Genomic DNA, 26,074 nt, shown 5'->3' with positions numbered 1-26,074 from the left:
GGTCGCTTGCGCTTAACAAATTGCCAACCAGTCAGCCTTATTCATCGTGAAATCATGCGCTTGTCGACGATCACCAACTGGGCCTACGGCGCCACCGTCATCCTCACCCTCGCTTCAGGGGCGACCATGCTCATGGCGTCGGGAGCGGAAGAGCGGGAACGCGCGGCGGTCGCCCAACGCACGGTTTTCGATCAGCTTACCGCCACGCTGGAAGAGGATGTCTACCGCCTCACCGAACAGGCGCGCGGCTACGCCATCACCCGCGATCCGAGCCACCTCATCGCCTATCGCCGCGAGTTGCAGGACGAACGGTCGGTCGAACAGCGGGTCTCGCATCTCAAGGATGCCGGCGCGAACGAGACCGAACTCGCCGCCCTGCGTCAGGCGCTGCACTGGGCGGACGCGCTGACCGACGAGCAGCAGGCGGCCATCGACGCCGCGAGCAAAGGCAACGACGCCACCGCCCGCACCATCCTGTTCGGCGACGAATATGGCCGGGAACTGGACAGGGTCGCGGCGCAGGTCGGCAAGTTCCAGTATATGCTCGATCAGCGGACGAGCCATGCCGTCGAACGCGCGACGGACAGCGCGCGGCAATGGCGCAGCATGTCGGAAGTCATGCTGGGGATTACTGCCCTCCTCTTCCTGTGCGTCCTCTATTTCGTGCTCAAACAGCGCATCCTGCGCCCGGTCGTCCGCCTCAGCGATGTGGTCACCCGCCTCGCCGCGCAGGATTTCGCGGCGGTCCCGCCCGACTTCTCGCAGGTGGACGAGATCGGCGACATGGCGCAGGCCATCCGCATCTTCCGCGAAAACGGTCTGGAGCGGCAGCGGCTGGAGCATGAACGCGACGCCGACCGCACCATGCGCGACCTCCTGTCCCGCCTGACCCAGCGGTTGCAGGGATGCGCGACCGCCGGCGATCTGGTCGATGTCGTGCGCCGCTTCGCGCCGGAAATCGCGCCCGACTATCCCGGCCGCCTCTATATTCTCGACCAGCGCCGCAACGCGATGGTGCAGGCGTGCGAATGGCTTTCCCCCGCGCAGTCACAGGTCGAATTCGCGCCACTGGCCTGCTGGGCGCTGCGCCGGACGCAGACGCACCGGCCCAATGGCGAGATGATCGACATCCCCTGCGACCATCTGGCTGGCGCGACGGGGCTGTCCACCATCTGCATTCCGCTGGCGGCGCAAGGCGAGAATATCGGCCTTCTCTATTATGAGGAACCCGCGGTTTCGACCGACGAGCGGCGCGAGCGCACGGGCAAATATCTGGAGATGCTGGCTGAAAATATCGGCCTTGCCCTCGCCAACCTGCGCCTGCGCGACGCTTTGCGCGATATGGCGATGGCGGACGCGCTGACGGGCCTGCCCAACCGGCGCCAGTTCGACATTCTCTACCAGACGCTCGCCACCCAGTCACGCGTCGAGGGGCTGCCGCTCGCCTGCCTGATGGTCGATATCGACCATTTCAAGCGGTTCAACGACAGCCATGGCCATGACGCGGGCGACGCGGTGCTGCGGGCGGTGGGATCGGCGCTGGGCGATTCGTTGCGCGATGCTGGCCACGCCTTCCGCCTGGGCGGCGAGGAGTTCGTGCTGCTGATGCCGGGCTTCACTCTCGATCAGGCGCTGGAGCGCGCGAACCAGATCCGGCACCACCTCCAGAACCTGCGCGTCGAGCATCGCGGCGGCGAACTGGAGCCGGTGACGGCCAGCTTCGGCCTTGCCGCCTTCCCCGACCATGGCGCGCCCGAAAAGCTGCTCCAGACCGCCGACGCCGCCCTGCTCCGCGCCAAGGCGGAAGGGCGCGACCGCATCATGGTCGCGACCCGCCGGGAATCCTCAGCGGTCGCCTGACGCCGTTTCCAGCACGCCTTCGTGCAGCCGCACCACGCGGTCCATCTTGGTCGCCAGCCGCTCATTATGCGTCGCCACCAGCGCCGCCGACCCTTCCTGCCGCACCAGCCGCAGAAATTCGGCCAGCACAACGTCCGCCGTCCGCTCGTCCAGATTGCCGGTCGGCTCGTCGGCCAGCACCAGCGCCGGGCGGTTCGCCAGTGCGCGCGCCACGGCGACGCGCTGCTGCTCGCCGCCCGAAAGCTGGCTCGGCCGGTGATCGAGCCGATGCCCAAGCCCCAGCGCGGTCAGCAGCGTTTCCGCCCGCGTCCGCGCCGCGCCCGGCTCCACGTCGCGGATCACCTGCGGCAGCACGACATTTTCCGTCGCGTTGAAATCGGGCAGCAGGTGATGGAACTGGTAGACGAACCCCAGCGCATCGCGCCGCAACCGGGTGCGCCCGTCATTGTCCAGCCGCGCCGCTTCCTCGCCCGCGATCATGATCGACCCGTCGAACCCGCCCTCCAGCAGGCCGACCGCCTGAAGCAGCGTCGACTTGCCCGATCCCGACGGCCCCAGTAGCGCCACGATCTCGCCCGGCCCGACCGAAAGATCGACGCCGCGCAGCACGTCGATGGTGACTCCACCCTGCGTGAAGCTGCGGGCGAGGCCCGTGACCTTCAATATGTCACTCATAACGCAGCACCTGCACGGGATCGGTATTGGCGGCCTTGAACGCCGGGTAGAGCGTCGCGAGGAAACTGAACAGCAATGCCATCACGCAGATGACGCCGATCTCCACCGGATCGGGCTTGGCGGGCAGTTCGGTCAGGAAACGGATCGACGGGTCCCACAGATTCTGCCCCGTCACAAACTGGATCGCATTGACCACGCTCTGCCGGAAGAAGAGGAAGGTGAAGCCCAGCACCATTCCCGCCGCCATGCCCAGCGCGCCGATGGTGACGCCCACGGTCATGAAAATCTTGACGAGGCCGCCCCGGCTCGCCCCCATCGTCCGTAATATCGCGATGTCGCGCGTCTTGGCGCGCACCAGCATGATGAGCGAGGAAAGGATGTTGAACACCGCGACCAGCACGATGATGGACAGCACCACGAACATGGCGACCCGCTCGACCGCCAGCGCTTCGAACAGGGTCGCGTTCATCTGCCGCCAGTCGGTGATGACCGCCCGCCCGGCGACCTTGCCTGCAAGCGGCGCCAGTATCTCGCCCACTTTGTCGGGATTGACCGTCTCCACCTCGATCATGCTGACGACATCGTTCAGCAGCAGCAGCGTCTGCGCATCCTCGATCGGCATGACGACGAACGCCTTGTCATAATCATAGACGCCCACTTCGAAGATCGCCGCGACCTGATAGCTGATCTGGCGCGGCACGGTCCCGAAGGGTGTGGAGCGCCCGGCGGGGTTGATGATCGTCAGGCTGTCGCCAAGGCGAATGCCTAGATTTTCCGCCAGCCGCGACCCGATCCCGATCTTCCCGGCATTGGGCGTCAGGTCGTTGAGATTGCCCGAGAGCACCTTCCCCTTGAGCGTCTTGTTGGCGCGGATGTCGGCCACGGTCATGCCGCGCACCAGCACCGCCTCGACCCGCCCCTGAAATGTCGCGAGCAGCGGCTGTTCGATCAGCGGCGTCGCGCTGGTGACGCCGGGCGTCGCCTTCGCCTCCTTCAGCACCGACTGCCAGTCGGGCAGGCGCCCGCCATAGCCCTGCACCACGGCATGCCCGTTCAGGCCCACGATCTTGTCGAACAGCTCGGCGCGAAAGCCGTTCATCACGCTCATCACGATGATGAGCGCCGCGACCCCCAGCATGACCGCGACCAGGCTGATCCCGGCGACGAGAAAGATAAACCCCTCGCCCTTGCCCGGCAGCAGGTAGCGCTTGGCGATCATGCGTTCGTAACGGGACAGAATCATGCGGCGCGACCGGCCTTTGCGGATGAAATGGCGATGCGCCCGTCTAGAAGGCGCAGGTCATAACGGCAAGCATTGCGGAATTGTTGCATCGCCGCCACAGGGCCGGAGGCAAAATCACAGCGCCCCGATTTTGCCCGTGACAGCGGCCCGCGCCAGACATAGCAAGATCAGCGAAGCACAGGTAAAAGGCCGTGGTTCAGGGATACTGCATCCCGCTTCGAGCTTAGGGGGCTGAGAAGCGGTTGAGGCAGGCCAAGGGGGAGACGAGCAATCGTCCATTAAGCGCCCGGATCGTGAAAGCACGGTCCGGGCGCTTTTTTGCGCCCTGTCCTACAGCCGCTGCATCTGCCACCTTATGCGCGGGGCTGTTCGTCCACCCCAAAGCCCGCGCAACTTTATGTCAAAACTTGCGGGAAATATGCGAAGCTAAGGGGTAAGGGCGACACGCGACCGCCCCTCTTGAAACGAAAAAGCGTCCAACCATATCATCATCGTCCTGCCGCCAATCGGGGCCGGGCATCGTATCGCCGGACGCCAATCATGGGTCCGGCATGGATCATTTTGCTCTTTTTGGAGATGATGACATGCGTGCATTTGACCTGACCCCCTATCGCCGCTCGACCGTGGGCTTCGATCGTCTGTTCGACCTGATCGAAAACAACGCCCGCCTGCAGCAGAGCGACAATTATCCGCCCTTCAACATCGAACGCCTGTCGGAGGACCGCTATCGCGTGACTCTCGCCGTCGCGGGCTTCCGCCCCGATGAGATCGACATCACCGCGCAGCAGAACCTGCTTCAGGTCGTCGGCCGCAAGGACGATTCGTCCGCCGACCGTTCGAAGTTCCTGCACGTCGGCATCGCCAACCGCAGCTTCGAGCGCCGGTTCGAGCTGGCCGATTTCGTCCGGGTCGAAAAGGCGGATCTCGCCGATGGCCTGCTCGTGATCGAACTGGTGCGCGAGGTTCCCGAGGCGATGAAGCCGAAAAAGATCGCCATCAACGGCGGTCAACTGGTCGACATCACCGCCCAGGACCGCAGCGCCGCCTGATTGGCGAACGCAGGCTGAGGAACGGGGGCGCGACCTGAAAAGGGTCGCGCCCCTTTTGCTGCCGGGCGTTCAGGCGCACCCCTCGACATAGCCGAGCGCTGGCATCAGCCCGACATGGATCAGGGCCACCTTCCCGTCCTGCCCGATCTCCAGCCGGAGGGCCGACGATCCGTTCGGCGCATTGGGCGCGGTCAGATATTTGGCGGGCGCCGCTTCATATTTATGCGGTTCGGACCGGAAACCGGCGAACCATTTGCGCGCCTCCGCCTCGCTCGCCCCCACACCGATGCCTTCCGCCAGCCTGACGTCCAACCGCTGGCCGACCGTGATGCGCTGCACCTTGTCCCGCTCAACGATGGCGTAGACGCCGGGGTAGCGCGGCGAGGTAACGGTGCGGCATTCCCCGCCCGTCTGGCCGCCACGCTCCGCCCAGTCGCTGCCTTCGGGCACCGCTTCCCCGATACGCAGGTCGCCCAGCCCTTCCAGGCCGATCACTGTGGGCGAGGCGGATGCCACCGGAGACGCCACGGGCGCGCCATTGCTCGCCGGGGTAGCGTTGAGGCTCTCATTCACCACCTGATTCTCCGCATCGTTGGCGGCGGGCGAGCGTTCGGACGAACAGGCACAGAGCATCAGGACCGCCACGACCGGAGACAGGGCGGCGACGTTGCGAACACGGCTCATGGGAATCCCTTCCGTCAGATTTCGACCTGGCTACCCAGCTCGACCACGCGATTGGTGGGCAAACGGAAAAACTCCATCGCGCTTTCCGCGTTCCGCAGCATCCACGCGAAGATCTTCTCGCGCCACAGCGGCATCCCCGGCTTGTCCGACGCCAGCAGAGTCTGGCGGGCGAGGAAGAAGCTCGTGTCCATCATCCGGAACGCCTGCCCGCAATTGGTCACATTCTTGAGCGCGCCGGGCACGTCCGGCTCCTGCATGAAGCCATAATGCAGGACGAGGCGGAAGAAACCGCGCCCCAGATCCTCCATCTTCACCCGCCCCTCGTCCTCGACCACGGGCACATCCTTGATCTTGACGGTCAGCAGGATCACCCGCTCATGCAACACCTTGTTGTGCTTGAGGTTGTGCAGAAGGGCATGCGGCACGCCATCGGGCGTGGACGTCATGAACACCGCCGTGCCCGGCACCCGCACCGCGCTGTTGGCGGCGGATGCCACGAACACCGGGATGGGCATCGCCGCCTCCCGCAGCCGGTCCTGCACCAGCCGCCGCCCGCGCGACCATGTCGTGAGCAGGGTAAACACGATGAAACCGATCAGCAGCGGGAACCAGCCGCCGTCGGGCACCTTGGTGAGGTTCGCCGCCAGATAGGCACCATCGACGATGTAGAAGACCGCCAGCAGCGGCGCGGCATAATACCATTTCCAGTGCCACAGCCGGAACAGCACGACCGTCAGCAGCACATTGTCGATGAACATCGCGCCGGTGACGGCGATGCCATAAGCGGCCGTCAGGTTGGACGATGTGCGGAACACCAGCACCAGCAGCACGACCATGATCATCAGACCCCAGTTGATGAGGGGGATATAGATCTGGCCCGCCGTGGACGCGCTGGTATGCGATATGCGCAGGCGCGGCATGAAACCGAGCTGGATCGCCTGCTGCGTGACGGAAAAAGCGCCCGAAATGACCGCCTGCGACGCAATGATCGCGGCCAGCGTCGCCAGCACGACGAGGGGCAACTGCCCCCATTGCGGCGCGAGATTGTAGAAGGGACTGTGCAGCGCCGCCGCGCCCTCGCGGTAAAGAAGCGCACCCTGCCCCATATAGTTGAGCATCAGCGCGGGCAGGACGAAGACCATCCACGACACCCGGATAGGACTGCGCCCGAAATGCCCCATGTCGGCATAGAGCGCTTCGGCCCCCGTCACCGCCAGCACCACAGACCCCAGTGCCAGAAAGGCGGGCAACGGGTCGGTCACGAAGAACATGAACGCCCAATAGGGATTGAAGGCGAACAGGATGCCGGGCGTCCTGACGATCGAAATGACGCCCAGCGCAGCGATCGTGACGAAATAGAGCAGCATCACCGGGCCGAAAAGCGCCGCCACCCGGTTGGTCCCCAGTCCCTGTATCCAGAAAAGGCCCAGCAGGATCAGGATCGCCACCGGCAGAATCGCGGGCGCGAATTCGCTGTTGTAGACCGCCAGCCCCTCGACCGCCGAAAGCACGGACACGGCTGGCGTAATCATCGAGTCGCCGTAGAAGAGCGCGGTGGCGAACACGCCCAGCAGCACGATACCGCGCGACCAGCGCTGGGTGCGCGTCTGCCCGTTGATGAGCGCCAGCAGGGCAAGGCTGCCGCCCTCCCCCTTGTTATCGGCGCGCATGATGATGCTGACATATTTCAGCGTCACCACCAGCATCATCGACCAGAACATCAGGCTGATGACGCCGAGGATATGATCGGGATCGAGGTCGAGATGATGATGCCCGGCAAAGGTTTCGCGGAACGCGTAGAGCGGGCTGGTGCCGATGTCGCCGAACACGATGCCGATGGCGCCGACGACCAGTTTCAGCGTCGCCTTCTGCCGCGCATGGCCATGCCCGCCGGACTCGTCGTCCGGATCGGAGGGGGCTGTGTTGGGAAGGAGATCAGCCACGAATGGCAGGCCGAACGATCATGAAGCACCAGGCTGAAACGGGTATCATCCCCTGCATGCGCGGCCCCCTATCATGGCTCCCGATGCCGCGCAATCGCGGGCGCGGGTGCGCGTCATTGCGGGACAGCGGCCCCGCTGCGCAGGATGGCGTCGATACGCGCGATGGCGCTTTCCAGTTCCGCCCGGATCACGCTGTCCCTGGGCGCTCTCGCGACGAGCGGCGCCCATAGGTCGCGCGCTTCCTGCAATTGCCCGCTCCGCGCCAGCGCCAGACCGTAGAAGTAGCGGGGCGCGGCGCCCTCCGGGTCGATTGCCAGCGCGCGGCGATAGGCGAAGGCGGCGGCGGGCGACACGACTCCATCGCCATGCGCGACCAGCGCGTTGCCGAGGCCGAGCCAGAGGCTGGGGTCTTCCGGCGACGCACGAAGGCCGGACAGCAGGACATTGGCCGCCTCCTTCGTCTTTCCCTGCCGCGCCAGCCCGTCAGACAGCATCAGCCATTGCCCGGCGGGACCGAAGCGTTCGGCAAGGCCGCGCCTGCGCTCCGCCAGCTTCTCGTCAAAGCCCTCCCCCTTGGTCTCCAGCGGCTTCCTGGGCGCGCCCGGCAGATCCGCGCGCCCCTGCCACGCATAACCAGCCATGCCCAGCAGCAGCGCCGCCGCCGTCACTTCCCGCGCTGAACGGGGGATACGCCCCGCGAGCAGCAGCGCCACGAAGGCCAGCACGGCAAGACCCAGCGCGATCAGCCAGCCCGTCATGACCGCTTCCTCCCGCCGATCCGCCGCCGCACCAGAAACAGTCCCACCGCCAGCAGCAACAGCGGCGCGGCCCAGAGCGGCCACAGGATCGGCGCTGCCGTCGGTTCATAGCTCACCCAGTCGCCATAGCGCTGGACCAGCCAGTCACGGATCGCCTCGGGCTGCTCGCCCGCGATGATCCGCTCCCGGATCTGCGATCGCATGTCGCCCGCCATGCTGGCGTTCGAATCGGCGATGGACTGGCTCTGGCAGGTGAGGCAGCGGATGGTTTCCATCAACGCCTTGGCCTTGGCCTCCTTGGCGGCGTCCGGAATCTGCCGATTGGCCCACGGCGCGGGCGGCAGCGCCGACTGCGCCGCCAGCGATGGCGAGAAGGCCAGCAGGAGAAGGGCGATCAGAAGCCTCATTGCGCCGCCTTCAGTCGGTCGAGGATCATCGGCACATCGTCGGCCCGAATGTCCCCGATATGCTGGTAGGCGATGCGCCCCTTCGAATCGATGACGAAGCTCTCCGGCACACCCGACGAACCGAGCGCGATCTGCACCGCGCTGCGGGCGTCGAGACCGATGCGGGCATAGGGATTGCCATATCGCGCCAGAAAGCGGTCGACATCGGGCCGGGCGTCGCGGATCGCGATGGCGTCGATCTCCACCCCCGCCTGTCTGAGCGCCATCAGTTGAGGCGCTTCCGCCGCGCAGGGTACGCACCAGCTTGCGAAGATGTTGAGCAGGCGCGGCTTGCCCGTCGCGACCTGCGCGCTCGTCAGGCCGGGGCGGTCGCTGGCGGCGGGCGGCAGGGCGAAGGCGGGCAGGTTCTGCCCCACCAGCCGCGAATGGATGACATGGTCGTCAGGCTTGAACAGCCCGCTCGCGAAGAGGCCGACGAAGGCGAGGAACAGGACGAAGGGCGTCCAGATGAGCCATCCCCTCATACCTCAGCCCTCCGCGCCCGCCACTTGCCGATCCAGCCACGCTTTTCCCGGCCGATCAGCGCCAGCGCACCGCCCAGCGCGATCAGGCCGCCACCCAGCCAGATCAGCGTGACGAACGGCTTCCACCAGACCCGCAATTGCCAGCGCCCGCCCTCCACTTCCTCGCCCAGCACAACATAGAGCTGGCCGTTCCAGCGGGTGAGCAGCGCCGCCTCGGTCGTGGTGGTGGGGGGCGAGGCGAAGAAGCGCGATTGCGGATGGATCAGCACGGGCGCGCCGCCGCGATCGACCTGCATGTCGGCCTGAAGCGCGGTCCAGTTATCGCCCGCGACCGGCGTGATGCTGACGAAGCGCAGCGTCCAGCCAGCGGTCCGGATCGTGTCGCCGGGCCTTGCCGCGATCAGCTTTTCGGTGGTGAAGGCCGAATCGCTCGCCATGCCCGCCAGGCTGACGGCGCAGCCCAGATGCGCGATCACCATCCCCCAGGTGAAAAGCGGCGTGCGCCAGAGCTTGCGCCGCCAGAGGGGAAGAAGGCTCGCGACGCCCACGCTCCCCGCCACCACAAGGCCCAGGAAGGGCAGCAGCCCGATGCGCCCGGCGGCGAAAACAGACATGGCGACGACCAGCAGCACCGCGATGAGCACTGGCAGCGCAACCCGCCGCCCGACCAGCCGAAGTTCGTCCCGCCGCCAGCGCATCAGCGGCCCGACCGCCATCGCGACCATCAGCGCCAGCGCCAGAGGCCCGGCAACCCGGTCGAAATAGGGCGCGCCCACCGAAACCTTGTGCCCGAAGGCCTCGGTCATCAACGGATAGAGCGTGCCGATCAGGACGATACCGAGGATCACCGACAGCAGCAGATTGTTGACCACCAGCATCGACTCGCGGCTCGCCAACTGAAACAGCGCGCCTTCCTTCACCGATCCGATGCGCCAGCCAAACAGCGCCAGCGCGCCGCCGATATAGAGGGCGAGCAGCGCAAGGATGAAGCTGCCTCTTTCAGGATCGACGGCGAAAGCATGGACGCTCGTCAGGATGCCCGAGCGGACGAGGAATGTGCCCACCATCGACATGGAAAAAGCGACCACCGCCAGCATGATCGTCCAGGCGCGCAGCGAATCGCGGGTGGCCAGCACCGTGACGCTGTGCAGCAGGGCGGTCGCCGCAAGCCATGGCATCAGCGACGCATTCTCCACCGGGTCCCAGAACCACCAGCCGCCCCAGCCCAGCTCATAATAGGCCCAGTAGCTTCCAGCCGTAATGCCCAGCGTCAGCAGCACCCATGCCGCCAGCACCCATGGCCGCATCGCGCGGGCGAAGGCAGCATCGACCCGGCGCGTCAGCAGCGCACCGACCGCGAAGGAGAAGGCGACCGACAGCCCGACATAGCCGAGGTAAAGCGTGGGCGGGTGGAAGGCGAGACCGGGGTCCTGCAACAGCGGGTTGAGACCCTGCCCGTCCGGCGGCGGTGGGTCGATCCGCGCGAACGGGTTGGAGGAAAAGAGCAGGAACGCATAGAAGCCAAGGCTGATGGCGGCCTGCGCGCCCAGCGTCGCCATGTGCGTCGCGCGATCCAGCGCCCGCTCGAACAGCGCGACCGCTGCCCCCGCGACGCCCATCACCGTCACCCACAGCAGCATCGACCCTTCGTGATTGCCCCACGTTCCCGCGAATTTGTAGAGCCACGGCTTCATCGAATGGCTGTTCGTGGCGACCAGCAGCACCGACATGTCGGACCGCAGGAACAGGGTAATGAGCGCTCCGAAAGCGAAGGCGGTCAGCAGCCCCTGCGCCACGGCGGTGGGCCGCACCGCGCCCAGCAGCTCGTCCTTGCCCCCCTTCGTGCCCGAAAAAGCGAGGAAGAGCTGAAGCAGCGCCAGCGCGGCGGCGAGCCACAGCGCGGCAAGACCGGCCTCCGCGATCATCGCGCCATCCTCACCGTTCCGCCTTCATCTGGTGCGTCTTCTCGTCATAGCGCATGCCTTCCAGCTCGCGCGGCATGTAACGCTCGTCATGCTTGGCAAGCAGGTTGGTCGCGATGAAGCGCCCGTTCCGGTCCATCGCCCCTTCCGCAACCACGCCGCTCCCCTCACGGAAAAGGTCGGGCGCGATGCCATTGAAGGTGGCCGGGACCGTCGCTTTCCCGTCCGTCACGTCGAAGCGCAGCGTCACGCCATCGGGCGCGCGCTTGAGGCTCCCCTTCACCACCATGCCGCCCAGCCGGATCGCCTTGCCCGGCTCGACGCCCTTCGTCCGGATGTCGTCCGGCGTGTAGAAATAGGCGGCCTCGTCCTTCAGCGCCGACGCCGCGAGCAGCCCCGCCGCAACGATCGCGACCAGCGCCGCAAGCGCGAGGATCAGCCGTTGATGCTTGGCTTTCACCGCCCGCCCCTCATAAGTCGTCCCGCCGGTCATCGAGGGTCTTTTCCCCGCGGCGCATCGCGCGCCAGCTCCAGAGGCTGAGCCACAGGACGCAGGCGCCGGTCAGGGCATAGGCTGCAATGACGAAAGGCCAGGGGTTCATGGCTTAGCCCCGCGCCAGCCGCGCAAGCCGGGCCTCGGCCTTGTTACGGGCGAGGATGGCGCGCATGCGCATCAGGACGATTGCGCCGAACCAGAGCGTGAAGCCCGCCAGCGTCAGGCCCAGCGGCCACAGCAGCGCGCTGTCGATGCTCGACCCGCGCAATGTGATGCTCGGCCCCTGATGCAGGCTGTTCCACCAGACGACCGAGCGATTGATGATGGGGATGTTGACCGCCCCCACCAGCGCGAAGATCGCCGTCACGGTCGATATGCCGCCCTGCCCCGCCGCCTTTCCATCCCGCGCGCTGGCATCGGCAAGAGCGATATAGCCGAGATAAAGGAAGAACAACACGAGCATGGACGTCATGCGACCGTCCCATTCCCACCATGTGCCCCATGTCGGACGACCCCAGATCGACCCGGTGACAAGGCAGAGCGCGGTGAACAGCGCGCCCGGCACGGCAATCGCGCGACCCGCCACCGCTGCAAGCGGATGGCGCCAGACAAGCTGCATGAGGGCCGCGATGGCGATCCCCGTCCACCCGCCCATGCCGAGCCAGGCGGCAGGCACATGAATATAGAATATCCGCACCGTCTGCCCCTGAAGATAGTCGGCAGGCGTCACGAACAGGCCGCATATCGCCCCCGCGAGGATCAGCCCCAGCCCCGGCCAGAACAGCCAGCCGGTCAGCGGTCGCGCGATCTTCAGAAAACGGGCGGGGTTGGCGAAACGATGCATGAGGGCTGCGTGTGTAGCGATGCCCGCGCAGCAACGCCAGTGGGCCATTCGCCTATGGCCGTGCCGCGAAACACAATGTTGCGAACCGCGTTCCGCCTTTTTTGTGACAGGGAGGCGACAAAGCGGCCCCGAGTGACTATATGCGCGGCGACAGGCCACCTTGGGGTGCGCCATGAGAACGGCAACGGAACCGGTTCGCACCCATGATTACGACCAATCCTTTCGACGATGACAAGTTGCGCGAGGAATGCGGCATTTTCGGCGTCTCCCGCGGGGAAACGGCGTCCGCTATCGTCGCGCTCGGCCTTCATGCGCTTCAGCATCGGGGGCAGGAAGCCGCCGGCATCACGAGCTGGGACGGGCATGATTTCCATACCCACCGGGCGATGGGGCATGTCGCGGGCAATTTCGACCGGGACGAGGTGATTCGCGGGCTGCCGGGCGAAAGCGCCTGCGGCCATGTGCGCTATTCGACGACCGGCGAAACATCGCTGCGCAACGTCCAGCCGCTCTATGCCGAACTGAACAGCGGCGGCTTCGCGGTCGCGCATAACGGCAATATCTCCAACGCCATGAAGCTCCGCCGCGAACTGATTCGCCGCGGTTCGATCTTCCAGTCGACCTCCGACACCGAAGTCATCATCCATCTGGTCGCGACCTCCAGTTACCGGACGCTGCTCGACAAGTTCATCGACGCCCTCAAGCAGATCGAGGGCGCCTATTCGCTGATCGTCATGACGCCCGAAGGCATGATCGCCTGCCGCGACCCGCTCGGCATCCGTCCGCTGGTGATGGGCACGCTGGGCGATGCGACGATCTTCGCGTCGGAGACAGTGGCGCTCGATGTTGTGGGCGCAGACTATGTCCGCTCGGTCGAACCGGGCGAACTGGTGATCGTCACCAACAATGGCGAAATCCGCTCGCACCGCCCCTTCGGTGAGAATCATCCGCGCCCCTGCATCTTCGAGCATGTCTATTTCAGCCGCCCCGACTCGATCGTCGATGGCTCCAGCGTCTATTCGGTGCGCAAGGCCATCGGCGCGCAGCTCGCGGTCGAAAATCCGGTCGAGGCGGACTATGTCATTCCCGTGCCCGACAGCGGCGTTCCCGCCGCCATCGGCTATGCGCAGGAATCGGGCATCCCATTCGAACTCGGCATTATCCGGTCGCACTATATCGGCCGCACCTTCATCCAGCCGGGCGACAAGGTCCGGCATCTGGGCGTGAAGCTGAAGCACAACGCCAACCGCGCGCTCATCGAGGGCAAGCGGATCGTCCTCATCGACGATTCGATCGTGCGCGGGACCACGTCGCTCAAGATTGTGCAGATGATGCGCGAAGCGGGGGCCGCGGAAGTCCATATGCGCATCGCCTCCCCCCCGACTAGGCATAGCTGCTTCTACGGCGTCGATACGCCCGAGCGCACCAAGCTGCTGGCGCACAAGCTGGACATTGGCGGGATGCAGGATTTCATCCACGCCGACAGCCTCGCCTTCGTCTCCATCGACGGCCTCTACAAGGCGCTGGGCGAAGCGAAGCGCGCGGACATCCGGCCGCAATATTGCGACGCCTGCTTCACCGGCGATTATCCGACCACGCTCACCGATCAGGATGAAGCCGTAGTGCAGAACCAGTTCGAACTGCTCGCCGAACGCGTCGTCTGAACCCTGGCGGGCGGCCACCGTGCCGCCCTTCCTCCTCCGCCAATCAAGCGCCCGAGTGTCGTCGGGCTGACGGGAGCTTCATGTCCGACCTTCCCCTTTCCGGCAAACTGGCCCTCGTAACGGGCGCGAGCCGTGGCATCGGCGCTGCGACGGCGCAGGCTCTGGCGGCGGCAGGTGCGCATGTGGTGCTGACCGCGCGGACCAGCGGCGGGCTGGAAGAGGTGGAGGACAGCATCCATCAGGCAGGCGGCAGCGCGACCATCGCGCCGCTTGACCTCACCGACGGAGAAAGCATCGGACGGCTGGCGCAGGCCATCGGCGGGCGCTGGAATGCGCTCGACATCCTTGTGCTCAACGCGGCGACGCTGGGATCGCTGGCGGCGGTGCAGGCCATCGACGCCAAGGAATTTGCCCGCCTCCTGACACTGAATATCGGCGCGCCGCAGGCCTTGATCGCCGCGTTCGACGGGATGCTGAGAGCGAGCGCCGATGCACGGGTCGTTGCGCTGACATCCTCGGTCGTCGCTCCGCGCGCCTATTGGGGCGCCTATGGCGCTTCCAAGGCGGCGCTGGAGACGCTGGTCGGCGCTTATGGCGAAGAAGTGAAGAACATCTCCGCCATCCGCACCCATATCGTCGATCCCGGCGCGACACGGACCGCGATGCGCGCGCGCGCCTTCCCCGGCGAAGACCCTGCCACGCTCAAGGGACCGGAAGCGGTGGCGGACGCCATCGTCGGACTGGTGACATCCGATACCCCGACCGGCCACCGGATGCGCGTCGCGGGCTAGGCCGTCAGGCGGGCTTGACCAGCGTCACCTGCGCGACGTCGATCCCGCCGCCCAGAAAACCGCCTTCGCAATACATGAGATAATAGCGCCACAAGCCCACGAAATGCTGGTCGAATTCGGCGGGCAGAAGGCCGCTCTCGATAGCGCGGTCGAACCGGAGCCGCCACCGCCGCAGCGTTTCGGCATAGTGAAGCCCAAACCGCATCTCGTCCCGCCATTCCAGCCCCTGCGCCTCCGCCAACGTGCGGAACCGGCTTTGCGACATCAGCATGCCGCCAGGGAAGATATAGGTCTGGATGAAGTCGGCCGCGCGGGCGTAACGGTCGAAGATCGCATCGTCGATCAGGATATACTGGATCGCCGCGCGACCGCCGGGTTTCAGCAGCCGGTGGATGGCCGCAAGATAGTCGGGCCAGTAACGCTGGCCGACCGCCTCCACCATCTCGACGCTTGCGAGCGCGTCATAGCTGCCGGTGGCATCCCTGTAATCCTCAAGCAAGATGTTGGCGCCGGTGCCCAGCCGGTCGCGGGCATATTCGGCCTGCTCTGTCGACAGGGTAAGCCCCGTATAGCGGATCGCGTGGCGCTCCATCGCCTGCTCGGCAAGGCCACCCCAGCCGCAACCGATTTCCAGCAGCGAACCGCCATCCTTCAGGTTCAGCCGGTCGAGGATCGCATCGACCTTGCGCCGCTGCGCCTGTTCCAGACTCTCGATCCGGTCGGCGGGGTCTCGGAACAGCGCGCTGGAATAATGCATCTGCGCATCCAGCCAGAGCGCGTAGAAATCATTCCCCAGATCATAATGATAGGCGATGTTGTGTCGCGCGCCCGCCGGATTGTTGCGCCGCGCCCAGTGCCACAGCCGCCCCGCCCATCGCGCCGGACCATTTGCTCGCGCAGAGCGCCCCAATGCTGCGGCGTTGCGCATGAAAAGAGCAAACAGCGGAACCGGGTCGGGGCTGGACCATTCCCCTGCCGCCCACGCCCGATACCAGCCTGCCGATCCGCCGCTCGCCAGACGCACCAGCGCGCGCCAGCGATGCAGGTTGACGACGCACGCCGGTCCGTCCAGCCGTCCGCCCAGCAACCGACGCGTTCCATCCGGCAGATGCGCCTCAAGCGTGCCCTCCTCCAGTCCGGCGTCGATCCGGTCGAGCAGGCGATGAAAGAGAGGGGCGGCCCGTCGCGCCAGCCATGTCGGGCTTCCGCTCACCGGCGGGCGGCGAATGGACAGGGCGCGGCGGCCGCGACGCGGATCGGAAGCGTTCATGACGTCATTCCTGCCGCAACCGCCGCCCGGCTGCAATCACCGCTTCATATGGCGGTAGGCGGAAAGCGCTCGCTCACGGCCTTCCCGATGACCGATGATCTTGGCGGGATAGTCATCGGGCCGCGCGCCCCGCGCTTCGGGGTCATGAATCACGTCGTCGGACAGGCCAGCCAGTTCGGGCACCCATTGCCGGATATAGCCGGCGGCGTCGAACTTCTCCGACTGGGTCAGCGGAGCCATGATGCGCGTGAAGAGATTGGCGTCCACCCCGCTGCCCGCCACCCACTGCCAGTTGACGCTGTTGTTGGCGTAGTCCGCATCGACCAGCGTCTCCCAGAACCACTGCGCGCCGTGCCGCCAGTCGATCAGCAGATGCTTGATGAGGAAACTGGCGGCGATCATGCGCACGCGGTTGTGCATCCAGCCTGTCGTCCAGAGCTGCCGCATGCCTGCATCGACGATGGGATAGCCGGTCCGCCCTGTCTTCCACGCTATGAAATCGCTTCGCCCCTCGCGCAGGTCGCGCCATGGCAATGTGCCGAACTCGGCGCGGGCGTTGCGGGAGCCATAAGCGGGAAATTCGCAGATCTGGGTATGCGCGTAATCGCGCCAGATCAGTTCCTTGAGGTAGACGTCCGCCTTCTGCCCCGACGCGCAGATACGCGACCAGACATAGGCGGGGGACACCTCCCCATAATGAAGATGGGGCGACAGCCGCGACGTTCCTTCGAGCGACGGCAGGTTGCGCGCCTCGGCATAGTCACCCGCTTCGTCGAGGAAATCCGCCACATTGCGGCGCGCGCCCTCCTCGCCCGGCGTCCAGTCGTCAGCGAATGCCGATGCCCAGTCGGGTTTCGAAGGAAGGAGCGCCCATTCCTTCAGCGACTCGCTGGACGGCCACGCCGATGGCGCGCCGATCAACCGCGGCGCGGGTCTCGGGGCGGCGGGCGGCATCTGCTCCATCACGGCGCGCGAGAAGGGCGTGTAGATGCGATAAATCCCGCCCGATCCCGTCCGCACCGCGCCGGGCGGCAGCAATAGCCCTCCGTCGTGCAGGCAGAGGTCCAGCGATTTCGCCACCGCCTTTTCCGCGTTGCGCCACCATGGCTCGTAATGACGAAGGGCATGAACCCGGCGCGCGTCGACCTCCTTCGCGAGCTTCTCCAGCGCGTCGGCGCTTCTGCCCCGCCGGAGGATGAGCCGCGATCCCTTCGCGCGCAGGCTTCGGTCCAGCGCATCGAGGCTGTGATGCAGCCACCAGCGCGACGCCCCGCCAATGGCCCAGTCGCGGGGACTTTCATCGTCCAGCACATAGACCGGAATGACCGGCCCTTCCTTCACCGCGGCGAGCAACGCGGCCTGATCCGACAAACGGAGGTCCTGACGAAACCAGAGGAGGACGGGTGCTGTCATCATGGATCAATGCAGCCCCGCCCGCCCGGTTCCAACCCGCCCGTGGGGCCATATTGCCCGTCATCATCCGTCCCAAAATCGATTCGCGCGATGGACGGGAACTGCGACGCTCACTATCTGACCGGAAGCGGCAGGATCGCCGAGCGATGAACATGGGGACATGATGGCTGCCACGCCGAACGAACAGGAACTTGCATACCGGCCGTGCGTCGGCATCATGCTGGTCAACATGGATGGCAGGGTCTTCGTCGGCCAGCGGCTCGATAATGTCGTCGAGGCGTGGCAGATGCCGCAGGGTGGCATCGACGAGGGTGAGGATGCACGGGCAGCCGCTTTTCGCGAACTGGGCGAGGAAACGGGCATCGCTAGCGATCTGGTGGACATTATCGCGACGACGAAAGAGCAGCATTTTTACGATCTGCCGCCCGAATTGATGGGGAAGCTGTGGGGCGGCAAATATCGCGGCCAGCGGCAGATATGGTTCCTCGCCCGCTTTCTCGGCACCGACGAAGACGTCAATATCCAGACCCCCCATCCCGAATTTCGCGCATGGCGCTGGGCCGATCCCGACTCGCTGCCGGACCTGATCGTCCCGTTCAAGCGCAAGCTCTACCGCGACATTCTGCAGGAATTCAGGGCTTTGATCTGAGGGAATACGCCCATTTAGGGGCTTAAATTATCCGGTCACAACGGTATGACAGGCGCATGCGCATCATGCTGATACCGTTCCCATTGCTGATCGCCGCCCTGCCCTCGGCCGCGAGAGCCGACGACGCACTGTTGCCCCCGGCGGTGCGGGAGATGATGGAAGCGGCGATTGCCAACGGCAACGAAACCGACATCGCGACCGTTGCGAAGATCGCCAAACAGACCAATCCTGCGTCCGCCGACGAAATCCAGCAGATGGTCAATCGCTGGAAGGAGCGCACGAAGGAAACGCGCAACATGGTGATCCGCGAAGCGGCGTTCACGGACCTCTGGACCGGCCGCATAGAGGCGGGCGGCTTCCGGTCGACCGGATCGACGAGCGAGCTGGGCATCACGGCTGCGGCCACGGCCACGCGCACCGGCATTCAGTGGACGCACAAACTGAGCGCCACCGCCGACTATCGCCGGGCCAATGGCGTAACGTCGCGCGAACGCTACACGGCGGGCTACGAACCGCGATATGAATTCGATCCGCGGGGCTTCGCCTACGGTCTTGCACAGTTCGAGCGGGACACGTCGATTGGCTATGACGAGCGCTACACGCTTTCGGCGGGTGTGGGTTACAAGCTCATTCTGTCCAAACCCGTCGACCTGTCCGCCGACATCGGGCCTTCGGTACGTCATGCGAAATATGTGATCGGCCCGCGCGAGACCAAGCTGGGCGTGCGCGGCTCCATGGCGCTTGCATGGCGTGCTGCCCCCGCCGTGACCGTGAAACAGACGGCCTCGGCCTATGCCGAAAGCGATGTCGTAACCTTCAACACGCTGACCTCGCTAGAAACGAAGGTCACGTCGCGATGGTCCACCGCGCTGTCCTATAATGTCCAGTATGAATCGGAGACTTTGCTGTCCGACAGGAACCTCAACACGCTCAGTCGCCTCACGCTGACATATGATTTCTGAACCGCGCAATTTTCGTGCGGGGTTGAAGGGGCGCGTCCGCGTCTGATAGATCGGGTGGATGACGGATCTGCATCCCGCCGAACGACAATTGCTCGATGATGCCGCATGCGCGCCCATGCTGGCGCAGGTCGAGCGATGGTCCGCCATCAACAGCGGATCGCGCAACCTTGCCGGGCTTGCGCGCATGGCGGACGAACTCTCGGACGCTTTTTCCATATTGCCGGGAGAATTAAAGCTGCTCGATGGCGACAAGGTGGAGGTGGTCCAGCCGGACGGCGCAGTCACCTCCGTCGCGCATGGCCGGCATCTCCATCTGTCGGTTCGACCTGATGCGCCTGTCCGCATTCTGCTGACGGGGCATATGGATACGGTTTTCCCGCAGGATCATGTCTTCCAGCATCTCCGCTGGATCGAGCCGGGCGTCCTCAACGGGCCAGGCACTGCGGACATGAAGGGCGGTCTCGCCGTGATGCTGGCGGCACTGCACGCCATCGAGCGATCGGATGCGGTCACACGGATCGGCTATGAGGTCGTCATCAACAGCGACGAGGAAGTGGGTAGCCCCTCCTCCGCCGCCTTGCTGCGGCAGGCGGCGGAGGGAAAGGTCGCCGCCTTTACCTATGAGCCTGCACTGCAGGACGGAACGCTGGCGGGCGCGCGGGCGGGAAGCGGCAATTTCTCCATCGTCGTGACGGGACGCAGCGCCCATGCAGGGCGCAATCCAGAGGAAGGACGCAACGCGCTGCTGGCGGCGGCCGATCTTGCGCTGCGGCTGAAGGCGGGTAGCGGCGGCGGTTTCTCCTGCAATCCGGCGAAGATCGACGGCGGCAGTCCCAACAATGTGGTGCCCGACCATGCCGTGCTGCGCGTCAATTTCCGTCCGCGCACGCCGCAGGACGAGGCCGCCGCCCGCGCGCTGATAGAGCGAAGCATGGAGGATGTGGCGCGGGCGCATGACGTGACGCTGCATCTCCATGGCGGCTTCGGCCGCCCGCCCAAGCCCATGGACGCGAAGGCCGAACGCCTGTTCGGCCTCGTGCGCCAGTGTGGCGCGGATCTTGGCCTGTCGATTGGATGGCGCGACACGGGAGGCGTGTGCGACGGTAACAACATCGCGGCCTGCGGCGTCCCGGTCGTCGATACCATGGGCGTGCGCGGCGGAGATATCCACAGCGACGCCGAATTTCTGCTGACCGACAGCCTGCCTGAACGCGCGCAACTGTCGGCGCTGGCAATCTGGCGCGTCGCGCACGGGCAATTCCGATGATAAAGAAGAGAGGGTCAGGGTTTTGAGCTTCATCATGCGCATAGCGCGCTCGGACGACTTGCAGACGCTCTATGAGATGGCGAAACTGACCGGCGGCGGCTTTACCAACCTGCCGCCGGACCGAACCTCGCTCGCCGCAAAGCTTGAACGGACAGAGCAGGCTGTCGCGCGCACCGAAGATGCCATCGCCGATGACCTGATCGTCATGGTGCTGGAAAATACCGAGACAGGGCAGGTCCGCGGGACGTGTCAGATTTTCTCGACCGTGGGGCAAAGCTGGCCCTTTTATTCCTATCGGCTTGGTGTCCTGACCCAGCATAGCCGTGAACTGGGCCGCACCTTTCGCGCACAGATGCTGTCGCTGACCACCGATCTGGAAGGCTCGGTGGAAGTAGGCGGCCTTTTCCTCCATCCGCGCGAGCGGGCGGAGGGGTTGGGGCTGCTGCTGGCGCGCAGCCGTTATCTTTACATCCGCAACCATCGCGCGCGTTTCGGCGACAGGGTGATCGCGGAACTGCGCGGCGTCATAGACGAAGCGGGCGCATCCCCCTTCTGGGACGGTCTTGCCGGGCGCTTTTTCGGCATGAGCTTTCAGGAAGCAGATGAGTTCAACGCCGTAAACGGCAACCAGTTCATCGCCGACCTGATGCCCAAGACGCCGATCTATACCGCAATGCTGACGGACAGCGCGCGCGCCGTCATCGGCCTGCCCCACCCCAATGGCCGCGCGGCGATGCGGATGCTGGAAACCGAGGGCTTCGAGAATGCGGGCTATATCGACATTTTCGACGGCGGCCCGACGATGGTTGGACAGATCAACCAGTTGAGGACCATCGCCGCCGCACGCGACGTCACCCTGGCGGCGACGCACCAGAGCGGAGGCGACAGGATGCTGATCACTACCGGACAGCTTGCGGATTATCGCTGCACCTGGGGCTTCGTTCAGGAAAGCGACGACGGCGACTGTTCTCTCGACGCCGCCAGCGCTGCGCGGCTGGGGCTGCAACCGGGCGACAGCTTCACCATGGCGGGGCGGGCATGAGCGTCCGGGAAATCAACTTCGATGGCATCATCGGGCCGAGCCATAACTATGCCGGGCTGAGCCTTGGCAATCTGGCCTCGGCACGCAATGCAGGGGCGGTGTCCTATCCCCGCGCGGCGGCGCTTCAGGGACTGGAGAAAATGCGCGGCAATGTGCGGCTCGGCCTCGCCCAAGGTATTTTTCTGCCTCAATGGCGTCCCGATAGTGCGTGGCTGGCGCGGCTCGGCACGGATGTCGGGTCGGCGGAACCGCATATCCGCGCCGCCGCGATGTCGGCGTCGTCGATGTGGGCGGCCAATGCAGCGACCGTGTCCCCCGCCAGCGACACGGCGGACGGGCGCACGCATCTGACCGTTGCCAATCTCGTCACCATGCCGCACCGCAGCCATGAATGGCCACAGACGCTGGCGCAGTTGCGCATCGCCTTTTCCGATCCCCGCGCCTTCGCGGTGCACGATCCGGTGCCCGCACCTTTCGGCGACGAAGGCGCGGCCAATCATATGCGGCTCACGAAACGGCACGACCTGCCGGGCGTGGAAGTGTTCGTCTATGGCCGCTCGGGCGGTGCCTTCCCGGCGCGCCAGCATCTCGAAGCCAGCAAGGCGGTCGCACGCCTTCACGGGCTGGACCCCGCCCGGACGCTGTTCGCGCAACAGTCCGAGGAGGCGATCGCCGCCGGAGCATTTCATAACGATGTCGTGGCGGTCGCGAACGAGAATCTGCTCTTCACGCATGAACTGGCCTTTGCCGACAAGGATCGGTTCTACGCCGATCTGCGGGCGGCACTCCCCTCGGTTGAGATCGTCGAAGTGCCTGCGAGCGCCGTGAGCCTTGCCGATGCGATCTCCAGCTATCTTTTCAACGCCCAGCTCGTGACGCTGCCCGATGGCGGCGGCATGGCTCTGATCCTCCCGACCGAGGCTCAGGAAACGCCTGCGGTGTGGCGATGGCTGGAACAGATGGTCGAAGGAAACGGTCCCATCCGCCGACTGGTGCCGGTCGATGTGAGGCAGTCGATGGCGAATGGCGGCGGACCGGCCTGCCTCAGGCTGCGCGTCGTGGCCGACCCGGCCAATGTCGACCCACGCTTTCTGGTGGACGAGGCGCGCCTTGACGCCATCGCTGCGATTGTCGCTGCCTATTGGCCCGAACGTATCGCGCCGGGCGACCTCTGCGACACTCGCCTGATCGCGCAGATCGAACAATCGTGGTTAACGCTTGTTGACCATCTGCAGCTTTCAGGCGACCTCAAGCCCTAGCTTCGGACAGGGACGCCGGATGAGTCGCCATGAAACGGATCAAGAATCTTTTCATCATCAAGACGAAGTTCGAGGCCTTTCTCGTTATTTACGCGCTGGCCCTCGGCGCGACGGAGCGCGGCATTGTCTATATGGGCCAATATCCGGGGACGGGCGGCAAGCTGCTGGCAGCAGCCTGTTGCGGCGCGGTGTTCATGGCGGGCGGCAAGATTCTCGATGCTCTGGATTATCAGCGCGGAATGTAATCGTGAAATCGGTCCGAACCGGACCTGATAAGCCCATCCGACGGCCGGGCGATTCGGGCCGCAATGCGCTATTCCGGCTCCTGTGACGGTCGAGCGCCGCGATATATAGCGAGCAGAACGGACTATCGGCCAAACCAAGCCTTGACCAAGAGCGGCTTAGGGTCGCCCCATGGTCAGGATTTGTCGGATCACAACGGATAGCGCTTCCCTTCGTCCGCTGGGCACGGCGGGCGCGGATCAGCGTGGCAGCGTCCTCGTGGAAGCCGCCTTCGCCGTTCCGCTCCTCGTCCTGCTGCTGACCGGCATATTGGGCTATGGCTGCTGGTTCATGACCGCGCATAGCCTGCAGCAGGCCGCCAACGATGCCGCGCGGTCGGCCGTGGCGGGACTGGACGCAGGCGAGCGCCGCACATTGGTGGACCAGAGCGTCATCGCCGCCCGCAGCGCATTTCCGGTGCAGGGTGCGCAGACCATCGCCGTTACGACCAGCGAAAGTGGCGGCTATTACAAGGTCACGCTGCGCTTTCACCTCGCCAATGCGCCGATCTTTGCCGCGTTGCCGGTAGCCCTGCCGGGAGGCGAGCTTGAGCGCAGCGCCGTGGTTCGGATAACGGCCTCATGAACCGGGGTCGCCCTTCCTTGCGGTCCGACCGACGGGGCGGGATCAGCGTGCTGTTGGCAGGCTCCCTCTTCATGCTGGCGGGCGCGGCAACGGTCGCGGTCGATCTTGGATCGGTCTATCTCGCGCGGCGGCAGTTGCAGGGGGTAGCCGATGCAGCAGCGCTGGCGGGCGCGCAAAGCGGGGCGGAAGCCGCCGCACAGTTGGTCGCGCAGAGCGGCGTGGCAAACGTGCGCATGGTGTCGCTGGACAAGGGGAGCTACACAGCGGACGCCGCAATCGCCGTTGCGGAGCGCTTCCGGCCCGACCCTTTTGCTTCCAGCGCGGCAAAGGTCACGGTGACGCGCCGGGTGCCTTTATTCTTCGGGAGGCTGCTTGTCGGTCGCGACGGCGTGGATCTGACCGCGCGCGCCACCGCCGCCCGCAACGATCTCGCGGCGTTTTCGCTAGGCACCGGTCTGGCTTCCCTGAACGGCGGGTTGCCCAATATGCTGCTCTCAAATCTCGCTGGAACCGAACTCAGCCTGTCGGTGCTGGACAGCAACGGACTGCTGGCGGCCAATCTTGACCTGCTGCATGTCGCGGACGCGCTGCGGGTCCGTCTGGGTCGCGACGGGGAAGCCTATGGCGCCCTCTTCGACCGGGAAATTCCCTTGTCCGACGTGCTTGGCGCCATGGCGGACGCATCTGGGGGATCGCCGGCCGCCACCGCATTGCTGGCACTGGCAGGACGGATGCCGGGCCGGACGGTTCGGCTGAGCGACATCGTCGATCTGGGACCGGCCCGCAGCGCGACGGGCGCAGCGGGCCAGCCTTCCATCCTGCTCGACGCCTTTTCGATGCTGCGCATGATGCTGTCGCCGCCATCGGGAACGAGCGTGCCAATGGACCTCACCGTCAACGTGCCGGGCCTTTCGTCCACGCGACTGATGGTCATTCGCGGGGAGGGACAGGCACGGTCGCCTGCCCTCACCATTACGGCCAGCCGTGACGTGGTGCTTCGCACCGGGCAGATGCGGCTCTATCTCGACAGTAGCGTATCGGCGCTGCTGCCGGGCATCGCGTCAGTGCGGATACCGGTCTATCTCGAACTGGCGGCGGCGGAAGCGCGGCTGTCACAGGTGGACTGCGGATCGCCCGGCGGCGTGACACTGGCCGTCACGCCGTCACTCGGCTCCGCTGCTCTGGGCGACATCGACACCGGCGCGCTGCTGAATTTCAGCGTCGCCCCCAATCTACGGACGGCGACTTTGGCGCAGGCGGCGGGAACGCGCGTGACAGGCTCCAGCCAAATCATGCTGGGCGGCACGCAGGCCCAGAATGTGACATTCTCCACCGCCGACATAGAAGCCCGGCGGTCCAAGACCGTCAGTACGGGAGACCTGACCGGAGGCATTGCCGCCAGTCTAATGCAGCGTGCGCAACTGCGCGTCACGCTGTTGGGGATGACGGTCGATGCAAGCCCGCTGGCGAGCCTGATCGGCGGCGTGTTGGGAACCGCAGCGCCGCTGCTGGACGGCATCATCAATAATGTTACCGCGACGCTGGGTATCCGGCTAGGAACGGCGGACGTCCGGGTTCATCAGCGGCGGTGCGGTGTTGCGACGCTCGTCGCGTGAGCGAAGCACGCCGTCACGGCCGAATGCGACGATCCCGATTTTGCCGAGATGTCAGGCACCCAGCCCGTTCATCGCGGCATAGGGATCGTCCGCCGGATTGTCATACCACCGATATTCGGCCCGATTGGCGACCCAGGTTGCGGTTTCCTTGCCGAACCGCTTTGCGATCAGGAACAGCGCCATGTCCATACCTGCCGAAACGCCGGAGGATGACGTGACTTTGCCGTCCTCGACCCAGCGCGCCTTGGGCACCCACAAAACTTTGGCACTCTGGGCCGTGACCCATTTCCACGCCATCTTGTTGCTGGTCGCCCTCTTCCCATCGAGCCAGCCCGTCTTTGCAAGGACAGCCGCCCCTGTGCAAACCGTGGCGACCTGAGGCGTCACTTCGGCGAGGTGACGGATTGCGCTCAGAAACTGGGCATTGTTCACCTCGCGCCGCGTTCCCATTCCGCCGGGAATGATGACGAGATCGAGTTGGGGCGCATCCGCGAAAGCGACGTCGGCGACGAACGACAGCCCGCTGGCCGTGGTGATCGTGCCCGCCTTTTCGGCAATCGTGGTAATCTGCACACGATCCTTCAGCGCGCCAAACATCGACAGCGGCCCGTAAACATCGAGCACTTCGAAATCATCGAACAGGACCATGCCGAGCCGCAGTTTCGGACCAGCCGGAACGGTTGGCGGCGACGCGGAGATTTGCGCGGCAGCGGGTCGGGCGGCAACCATAAGCGAAAGTCCTGCGGCAGTGACGAGCAGATCTCGCCGATTCGATTTGGGAGGTTCCGAACTCATGACATGCCTCGCTCTGCATCGGGTTTACTGAAAAGCGGATTTCTGCACGGCTGCTTCAAGTCTTCGACCGACAG

General features: G+C 65.4%; 26 protein-coding genes. 12 read left to right on the top strand and 14 right to left on the bottom strand.

Annotation, left to right across the window (positions count from 1 at the left end):
* The first annotated feature begins 54 nt into the window (after positions 1-54).
* Positions 55-1,860: a diguanylate cyclase gene (locus tag SAMIE_RS04215; RefSeq protein ID WP_066698537.1), complete on the top strand. Its 1,806-nt coding sequence runs from the start codon at positions 55-57 to the stop codon at positions 1,858-1,860.
* Here the strand turns inward: SAMIE_RS04215 and SAMIE_RS04210 are convergent.
* A complete protein-coding gene (locus SAMIE_RS04210) occupies positions 1,846-2,535 on the bottom strand; it encodes an ABC transporter ATP-binding protein (RefSeq protein WP_066698540.1) in 690 nt (229 codons plus the stop codon). The genes SAMIE_RS04215 and SAMIE_RS04210 overlap by 15 nt on opposite strands.
* Positions 2,528-3,778: a lipoprotein-releasing ABC transporter permease subunit gene (locus SAMIE_RS04205; protein ID WP_066698542.1), complete on the bottom strand. Its 1,251-nt coding sequence runs from the start codon at positions 3,776-3,778 to the stop codon at positions 2,528-2,530. The genes SAMIE_RS04210 and SAMIE_RS04205 overlap by 8 nt, the downstream gene beginning before the upstream one ends.
* A 584-nt stretch (positions 3,779-4,362) precedes the next feature.
* Between SAMIE_RS04205 and SAMIE_RS04200 the strand changes: the two genes are divergently transcribed.
* Positions 4,363-4,827 carry an Hsp20 family protein gene (locus SAMIE_RS04200; RefSeq protein ID WP_066699001.1) on the top strand — a complete coding sequence of 155 codons (465 nt, stop codon included), beginning with the start codon at positions 4,363-4,365 and terminating at the stop codon, positions 4,825-4,827.
* A 69-nt stretch (positions 4,828-4,896) separates the two neighbouring features.
* Here SAMIE_RS04200 and SAMIE_RS04195 read toward each other — a convergent pair whose 3' ends face one another.
* The 9 genes from SAMIE_RS04195 to ccmC form a co-directional block, all read right to left on the bottom strand.
* Positions 4,897-5,511, bottom strand: coding sequence for a hypothetical protein (locus SAMIE_RS04195; RefSeq protein WP_066698544.1), 615 nt, complete (start codon positions 5,509-5,511; stop codon positions 4,897-4,899).
* A 14-nt stretch (positions 5,512-5,525) separates the two neighbouring features.
* Positions 5,526-7,454, bottom strand: coding sequence for a potassium transporter Kup (locus SAMIE_RS04190; protein WP_066698546.1), 1,929 nt, complete (start codon positions 7,452-7,454; stop codon positions 5,526-5,528).
* A 113-nt stretch (positions 7,455-7,567) separates the two neighbouring features.
* Positions 7,568-8,212 (bottom strand): tetratricopeptide repeat protein, encoded by a 645-nt coding sequence (locus tag SAMIE_RS04185; protein WP_066698557.1) that lies wholly within the window; start codon positions 8,210-8,212, stop codon positions 7,568-7,570.
* Positions 8,209-8,619 (bottom strand): cytochrome c-type biogenesis protein, encoded by a 411-nt coding sequence (locus SAMIE_RS04180; RefSeq protein ID WP_066698560.1) that lies wholly within the window; start codon positions 8,617-8,619, stop codon positions 8,209-8,211. Before SAMIE_RS04180 ends, SAMIE_RS04185 begins: the two co-directional genes overlap by 4 nt.
* Positions 8,616-9,143, bottom strand: a complete 528-nt coding sequence (locus tag SAMIE_RS04175) for a redoxin family protein (protein ID WP_066698563.1) — start codon at positions 9,141-9,143, stop codon at positions 8,616-8,618. The genes SAMIE_RS04180 and SAMIE_RS04175 overlap by 4 nt, the downstream gene beginning before the upstream one ends.
* Positions 9,140-11,068: a heme lyase CcmF/NrfE family subunit gene (locus SAMIE_RS04170; RefSeq protein WP_066698566.1), complete on the bottom strand. Its 1,929-nt coding sequence runs from the start codon at positions 11,066-11,068 to the stop codon at positions 9,140-9,142. Before SAMIE_RS04170 ends, SAMIE_RS04175 begins: the two co-directional genes overlap by 4 nt.
* Positions 11,069-11,078: 10 nt before the next feature.
* Complete coding sequence (ccmE, locus tag SAMIE_RS04165; RefSeq protein ID WP_066699003.1) at positions 11,079-11,525, bottom strand: cytochrome c maturation protein CcmE; 447 nt, start codon at positions 11,523-11,525, stop codon at positions 11,079-11,081.
* 10 nt (positions 11,526-11,535) lie between these two features.
* Positions 11,536-11,667 (bottom strand): heme exporter protein CcmD, encoded by a 132-nt coding sequence (ccmD, locus tag SAMIE_RS04160; protein ID WP_083952410.1) that lies wholly within the window; start codon positions 11,665-11,667, stop codon positions 11,536-11,538.
* Positions 11,668-11,670: 3 nt separating this feature from the next.
* On the bottom strand, positions 11,671-12,405 hold the full coding sequence (ccmC, locus tag SAMIE_RS04155; protein ID WP_066698576.1) for a heme ABC transporter permease CcmC: 735 nt from the start codon (positions 12,403-12,405) through the stop codon (positions 11,671-11,673).
* Between the two features lie 203 nt (positions 12,406-12,608).
* Between ccmC and purF the strand changes: the two genes are divergently transcribed.
* Entirely contained in the window at positions 12,609-14,069 is a 1,461-nt protein-coding gene (purF, locus tag SAMIE_RS04150; RefSeq protein WP_066698578.1) for an amidophosphoribosyltransferase, read from the top strand.
* A gap of 80 nt (positions 14,070-14,149) precedes the next feature.
* Entirely contained in the window at positions 14,150-14,860 is a 711-nt protein-coding gene (locus tag SAMIE_RS04145; RefSeq protein WP_066698580.1) for an SDR family NAD(P)-dependent oxidoreductase, read from the top strand.
* Positions 14,861-14,864: 4 nt separating this feature from the next.
* On the opposite strand, the gene SAMIE_RS04140 is transcribed toward SAMIE_RS04145, so the two are convergent.
* Together SAMIE_RS04140 and SAMIE_RS04135 are read right to left on the bottom strand one after the other, a co-directional pair.
* Complete coding sequence (locus tag SAMIE_RS04140; protein ID WP_066698582.1) at positions 14,865-16,130, bottom strand: SAM-dependent methyltransferase; 1,266 nt, start codon at positions 16,128-16,130, stop codon at positions 14,865-14,867.
* Between the two features lie 36 nt (positions 16,131-16,166).
* Complete coding sequence (locus tag SAMIE_RS04135) at positions 16,167-17,543, bottom strand: cryptochrome/photolyase family protein (protein ID WP_066699005.1); 1,377 nt, start codon at positions 17,541-17,543, stop codon at positions 16,167-16,169.
* A 163-nt stretch (positions 17,544-17,706) separates the two neighbouring features.
* Between SAMIE_RS04135 and SAMIE_RS04130 the strand changes: the two genes are divergently transcribed.
* The 8 genes from SAMIE_RS04130 to SAMIE_RS04095 all read left to right on the top strand — a co-directional run bounded on the left by SAMIE_RS04130 (position 17,707) and on the right by SAMIE_RS04095 (position 25,205).
* Entirely contained in the window at positions 17,707-18,192 is a 486-nt protein-coding gene (locus SAMIE_RS04130) for an RNA pyrophosphohydrolase (protein ID WP_066699007.1), read from the top strand.
* Positions 18,193-18,248: 56 nt separating this feature from the next.
* Positions 18,249-19,154, top strand: coding sequence for a DUF481 domain-containing protein (locus SAMIE_RS04125; RefSeq protein ID WP_066698584.1), 906 nt, complete (start codon positions 18,249-18,251; stop codon positions 19,152-19,154).
* 58 nt (positions 19,155-19,212) lie between these two features.
* Positions 19,213-20,421, top strand: a complete 1,209-nt coding sequence (locus SAMIE_RS04120; RefSeq protein ID WP_066698587.1) for a hydrolase — start codon at positions 19,213-19,215, stop codon at positions 20,419-20,421.
* Positions 20,422-20,443: 22 nt separating this feature from the next.
* Complete coding sequence (locus SAMIE_RS04115) at positions 20,444-21,463, top strand: arginine N-succinyltransferase (protein WP_066698590.1); 1,020 nt, start codon at positions 20,444-20,446, stop codon at positions 21,461-21,463.
* The gene (locus tag SAMIE_RS04110; RefSeq protein WP_066698593.1) at positions 21,460-22,722 is read left to right on the top strand and encodes an N-succinylarginine dihydrolase; all 1,263 of its coding nucleotides are present in this window, start codon (positions 21,460-21,462) and stop codon (positions 22,720-22,722) included. Before SAMIE_RS04115 ends, SAMIE_RS04110 begins: the two co-directional genes overlap by 4 nt.
* Positions 22,723-22,751: 29 nt before the next feature.
* Complete coding sequence (locus SAMIE_RS04105; RefSeq protein ID WP_066698596.1) at positions 22,752-22,967, top strand: hypothetical protein; 216 nt, start codon at positions 22,752-22,754, stop codon at positions 22,965-22,967.
* A 169-nt stretch (positions 22,968-23,136) separates the two neighbouring features.
* Positions 23,137-23,589 carry a TadE/TadG family type IV pilus assembly protein gene (locus SAMIE_RS04100; RefSeq protein WP_083952411.1) on the top strand — a complete coding sequence of 151 codons (453 nt, stop codon included), beginning with the start codon at positions 23,137-23,139 and terminating at the stop codon, positions 23,587-23,589.
* Complete coding sequence (locus SAMIE_RS04095; RefSeq protein ID WP_066698607.1) at positions 23,586-25,205, top strand: pilus assembly protein TadG-related protein; 1,620 nt, start codon at positions 23,586-23,588, stop codon at positions 25,203-25,205. The genes SAMIE_RS04100 and SAMIE_RS04095 overlap by 4 nt, the downstream gene beginning before the upstream one ends.
* 51 nt (positions 25,206-25,256) lie before the next feature.
* Here SAMIE_RS04095 and SAMIE_RS04090 read toward each other — a convergent pair whose 3' ends face one another.
* Positions 25,257-25,934 carry a DJ-1/PfpI family protein gene (locus SAMIE_RS04090; RefSeq protein ID WP_232037368.1) on the bottom strand — a complete coding sequence of 226 codons (678 nt, stop codon included), beginning with the start codon at positions 25,932-25,934 and terminating at the stop codon, positions 25,257-25,259.
* Positions 25,935-26,074: the final 140 nt, after the last annotated feature.

The organism is Sphingobium amiense (assembly GCF_003967075.1).
GTDB classification, from domain to species: domain Bacteria; phylum Pseudomonadota; class Alphaproteobacteria; order Sphingomonadales; family Sphingomonadaceae; genus Sphingobium; species Sphingobium amiense.
This window is presented reverse-complemented; position numbering and strand designations above follow the sequence as displayed.

Excerpts from the sequence above, each read along its gene's own strand:
- SAMIE_RS04215 (WP_066698537.1), top strand. The coding sequence starts at position 55 with ATGCGCTTGTCGACGATCACCAACTGGGCCTACGGCGCCACCGTCATC.
- SAMIE_RS04210 (WP_066698540.1), bottom strand. The coding sequence starts at position 2,535 with ATGAGTGACATATTGAAGGTCACGGGCCTCGCCCGCAGCTTCACGCAG.
- SAMIE_RS04205 (WP_066698542.1), bottom strand. The coding sequence starts at position 3,778 with ATGATTCTGTCCCGTTACGAACGCATGATCGCCAAGCGCTACCTGCTG.
- SAMIE_RS04200 (WP_066699001.1), top strand. The coding sequence starts at position 4,363 with ATGCGTGCATTTGACCTGACCCCCTATCGCCGCTCGACCGTGGGCTTC.
- SAMIE_RS04195 (WP_066698544.1), bottom strand. The coding sequence starts at position 5,511 with ATGAGCCGTGTTCGCAACGTCGCCGCCCTGTCTCCGGTCGTGGCGGTC.
- SAMIE_RS04185 (WP_066698557.1), bottom strand. The coding sequence starts at position 8,212 with ATGACGGGCTGGCTGATCGCGCTGGGTCTTGCCGTGCTGGCCTTCGTG.
- SAMIE_RS04180 (WP_066698560.1), bottom strand. The coding sequence starts at position 8,619 with ATGAGGCTTCTGATCGCCCTTCTCCTGCTGGCCTTCTCGCCATCGCTG.
- SAMIE_RS04175 (WP_066698563.1), bottom strand. The coding sequence starts at position 9,143 with ATGAGGGGATGGCTCATCTGGACGCCCTTCGTCCTGTTCCTCGCCTTC.
- SAMIE_RS04170 (WP_066698566.1), bottom strand. The coding sequence starts at position 11,068 with ATGATCGCGGAGGCCGGTCTTGCCGCGCTGTGGCTCGCCGCCGCGCTG.
- ccmD (WP_083952410.1), bottom strand. The coding sequence starts at position 11,667 with ATGAACCCCTGGCCTTTCGTCATTGCAGCCTATGCCCTGACCGGCGCC.
- ccmC (WP_066698576.1), bottom strand. The coding sequence starts at position 12,405 with ATGCATCGTTTCGCCAACCCCGCCCGTTTTCTGAAGATCGCGCGACCG.
- purF (WP_066698578.1), top strand. The coding sequence starts at position 12,609 with ATGATTACGACCAATCCTTTCGACGATGACAAGTTGCGCGAGGAATGC.
- SAMIE_RS04145 (WP_066698580.1), top strand. The coding sequence starts at position 14,150 with ATGTCCGACCTTCCCCTTTCCGGCAAACTGGCCCTCGTAACGGGCGCG.
- SAMIE_RS04140 (WP_066698582.1), bottom strand. The coding sequence starts at position 16,130 with ATGAACGCTTCCGATCCGCGTCGCGGCCGCCGCGCCCTGTCCATTCGC.
- SAMIE_RS04135 (WP_066699005.1), bottom strand. The coding sequence starts at position 17,543 with ATGACAGCACCCGTCCTCCTCTGGTTTCGTCAGGACCTCCGTTTGTCG.
- SAMIE_RS04130 (WP_066699007.1), top strand. The coding sequence starts at position 17,707 with ATGGCTGCCACGCCGAACGAACAGGAACTTGCATACCGGCCGTGCGTC.
- SAMIE_RS04125 (WP_066698584.1), top strand. The coding sequence starts at position 18,249 with ATGCGCATCATGCTGATACCGTTCCCATTGCTGATCGCCGCCCTGCCC.
- SAMIE_RS04120 (WP_066698587.1), top strand. The coding sequence starts at position 19,213 with ATGACGGATCTGCATCCCGCCGAACGACAATTGCTCGATGATGCCGCA.
- SAMIE_RS04110 (WP_066698593.1), top strand. The coding sequence starts at position 21,460 with ATGAGCGTCCGGGAAATCAACTTCGATGGCATCATCGGGCCGAGCCAT.
- SAMIE_RS04105 (WP_066698596.1), top strand. The coding sequence starts at position 22,752 with ATGAAACGGATCAAGAATCTTTTCATCATCAAGACGAAGTTCGAGGCC.
- SAMIE_RS04100 (WP_083952411.1), top strand. The coding sequence starts at position 23,137 with ATGGTCAGGATTTGTCGGATCACAACGGATAGCGCTTCCCTTCGTCCG.
- SAMIE_RS04095 (WP_066698607.1), top strand. The coding sequence starts at position 23,586 with ATGAACCGGGGTCGCCCTTCCTTGCGGTCCGACCGACGGGGCGGGATC.
- SAMIE_RS04090 (WP_232037368.1), bottom strand. The coding sequence starts at position 25,934 with ATGGTTGCCGCCCGACCCGCTGCCGCGCAAATCTCCGCGTCGCCGCCA.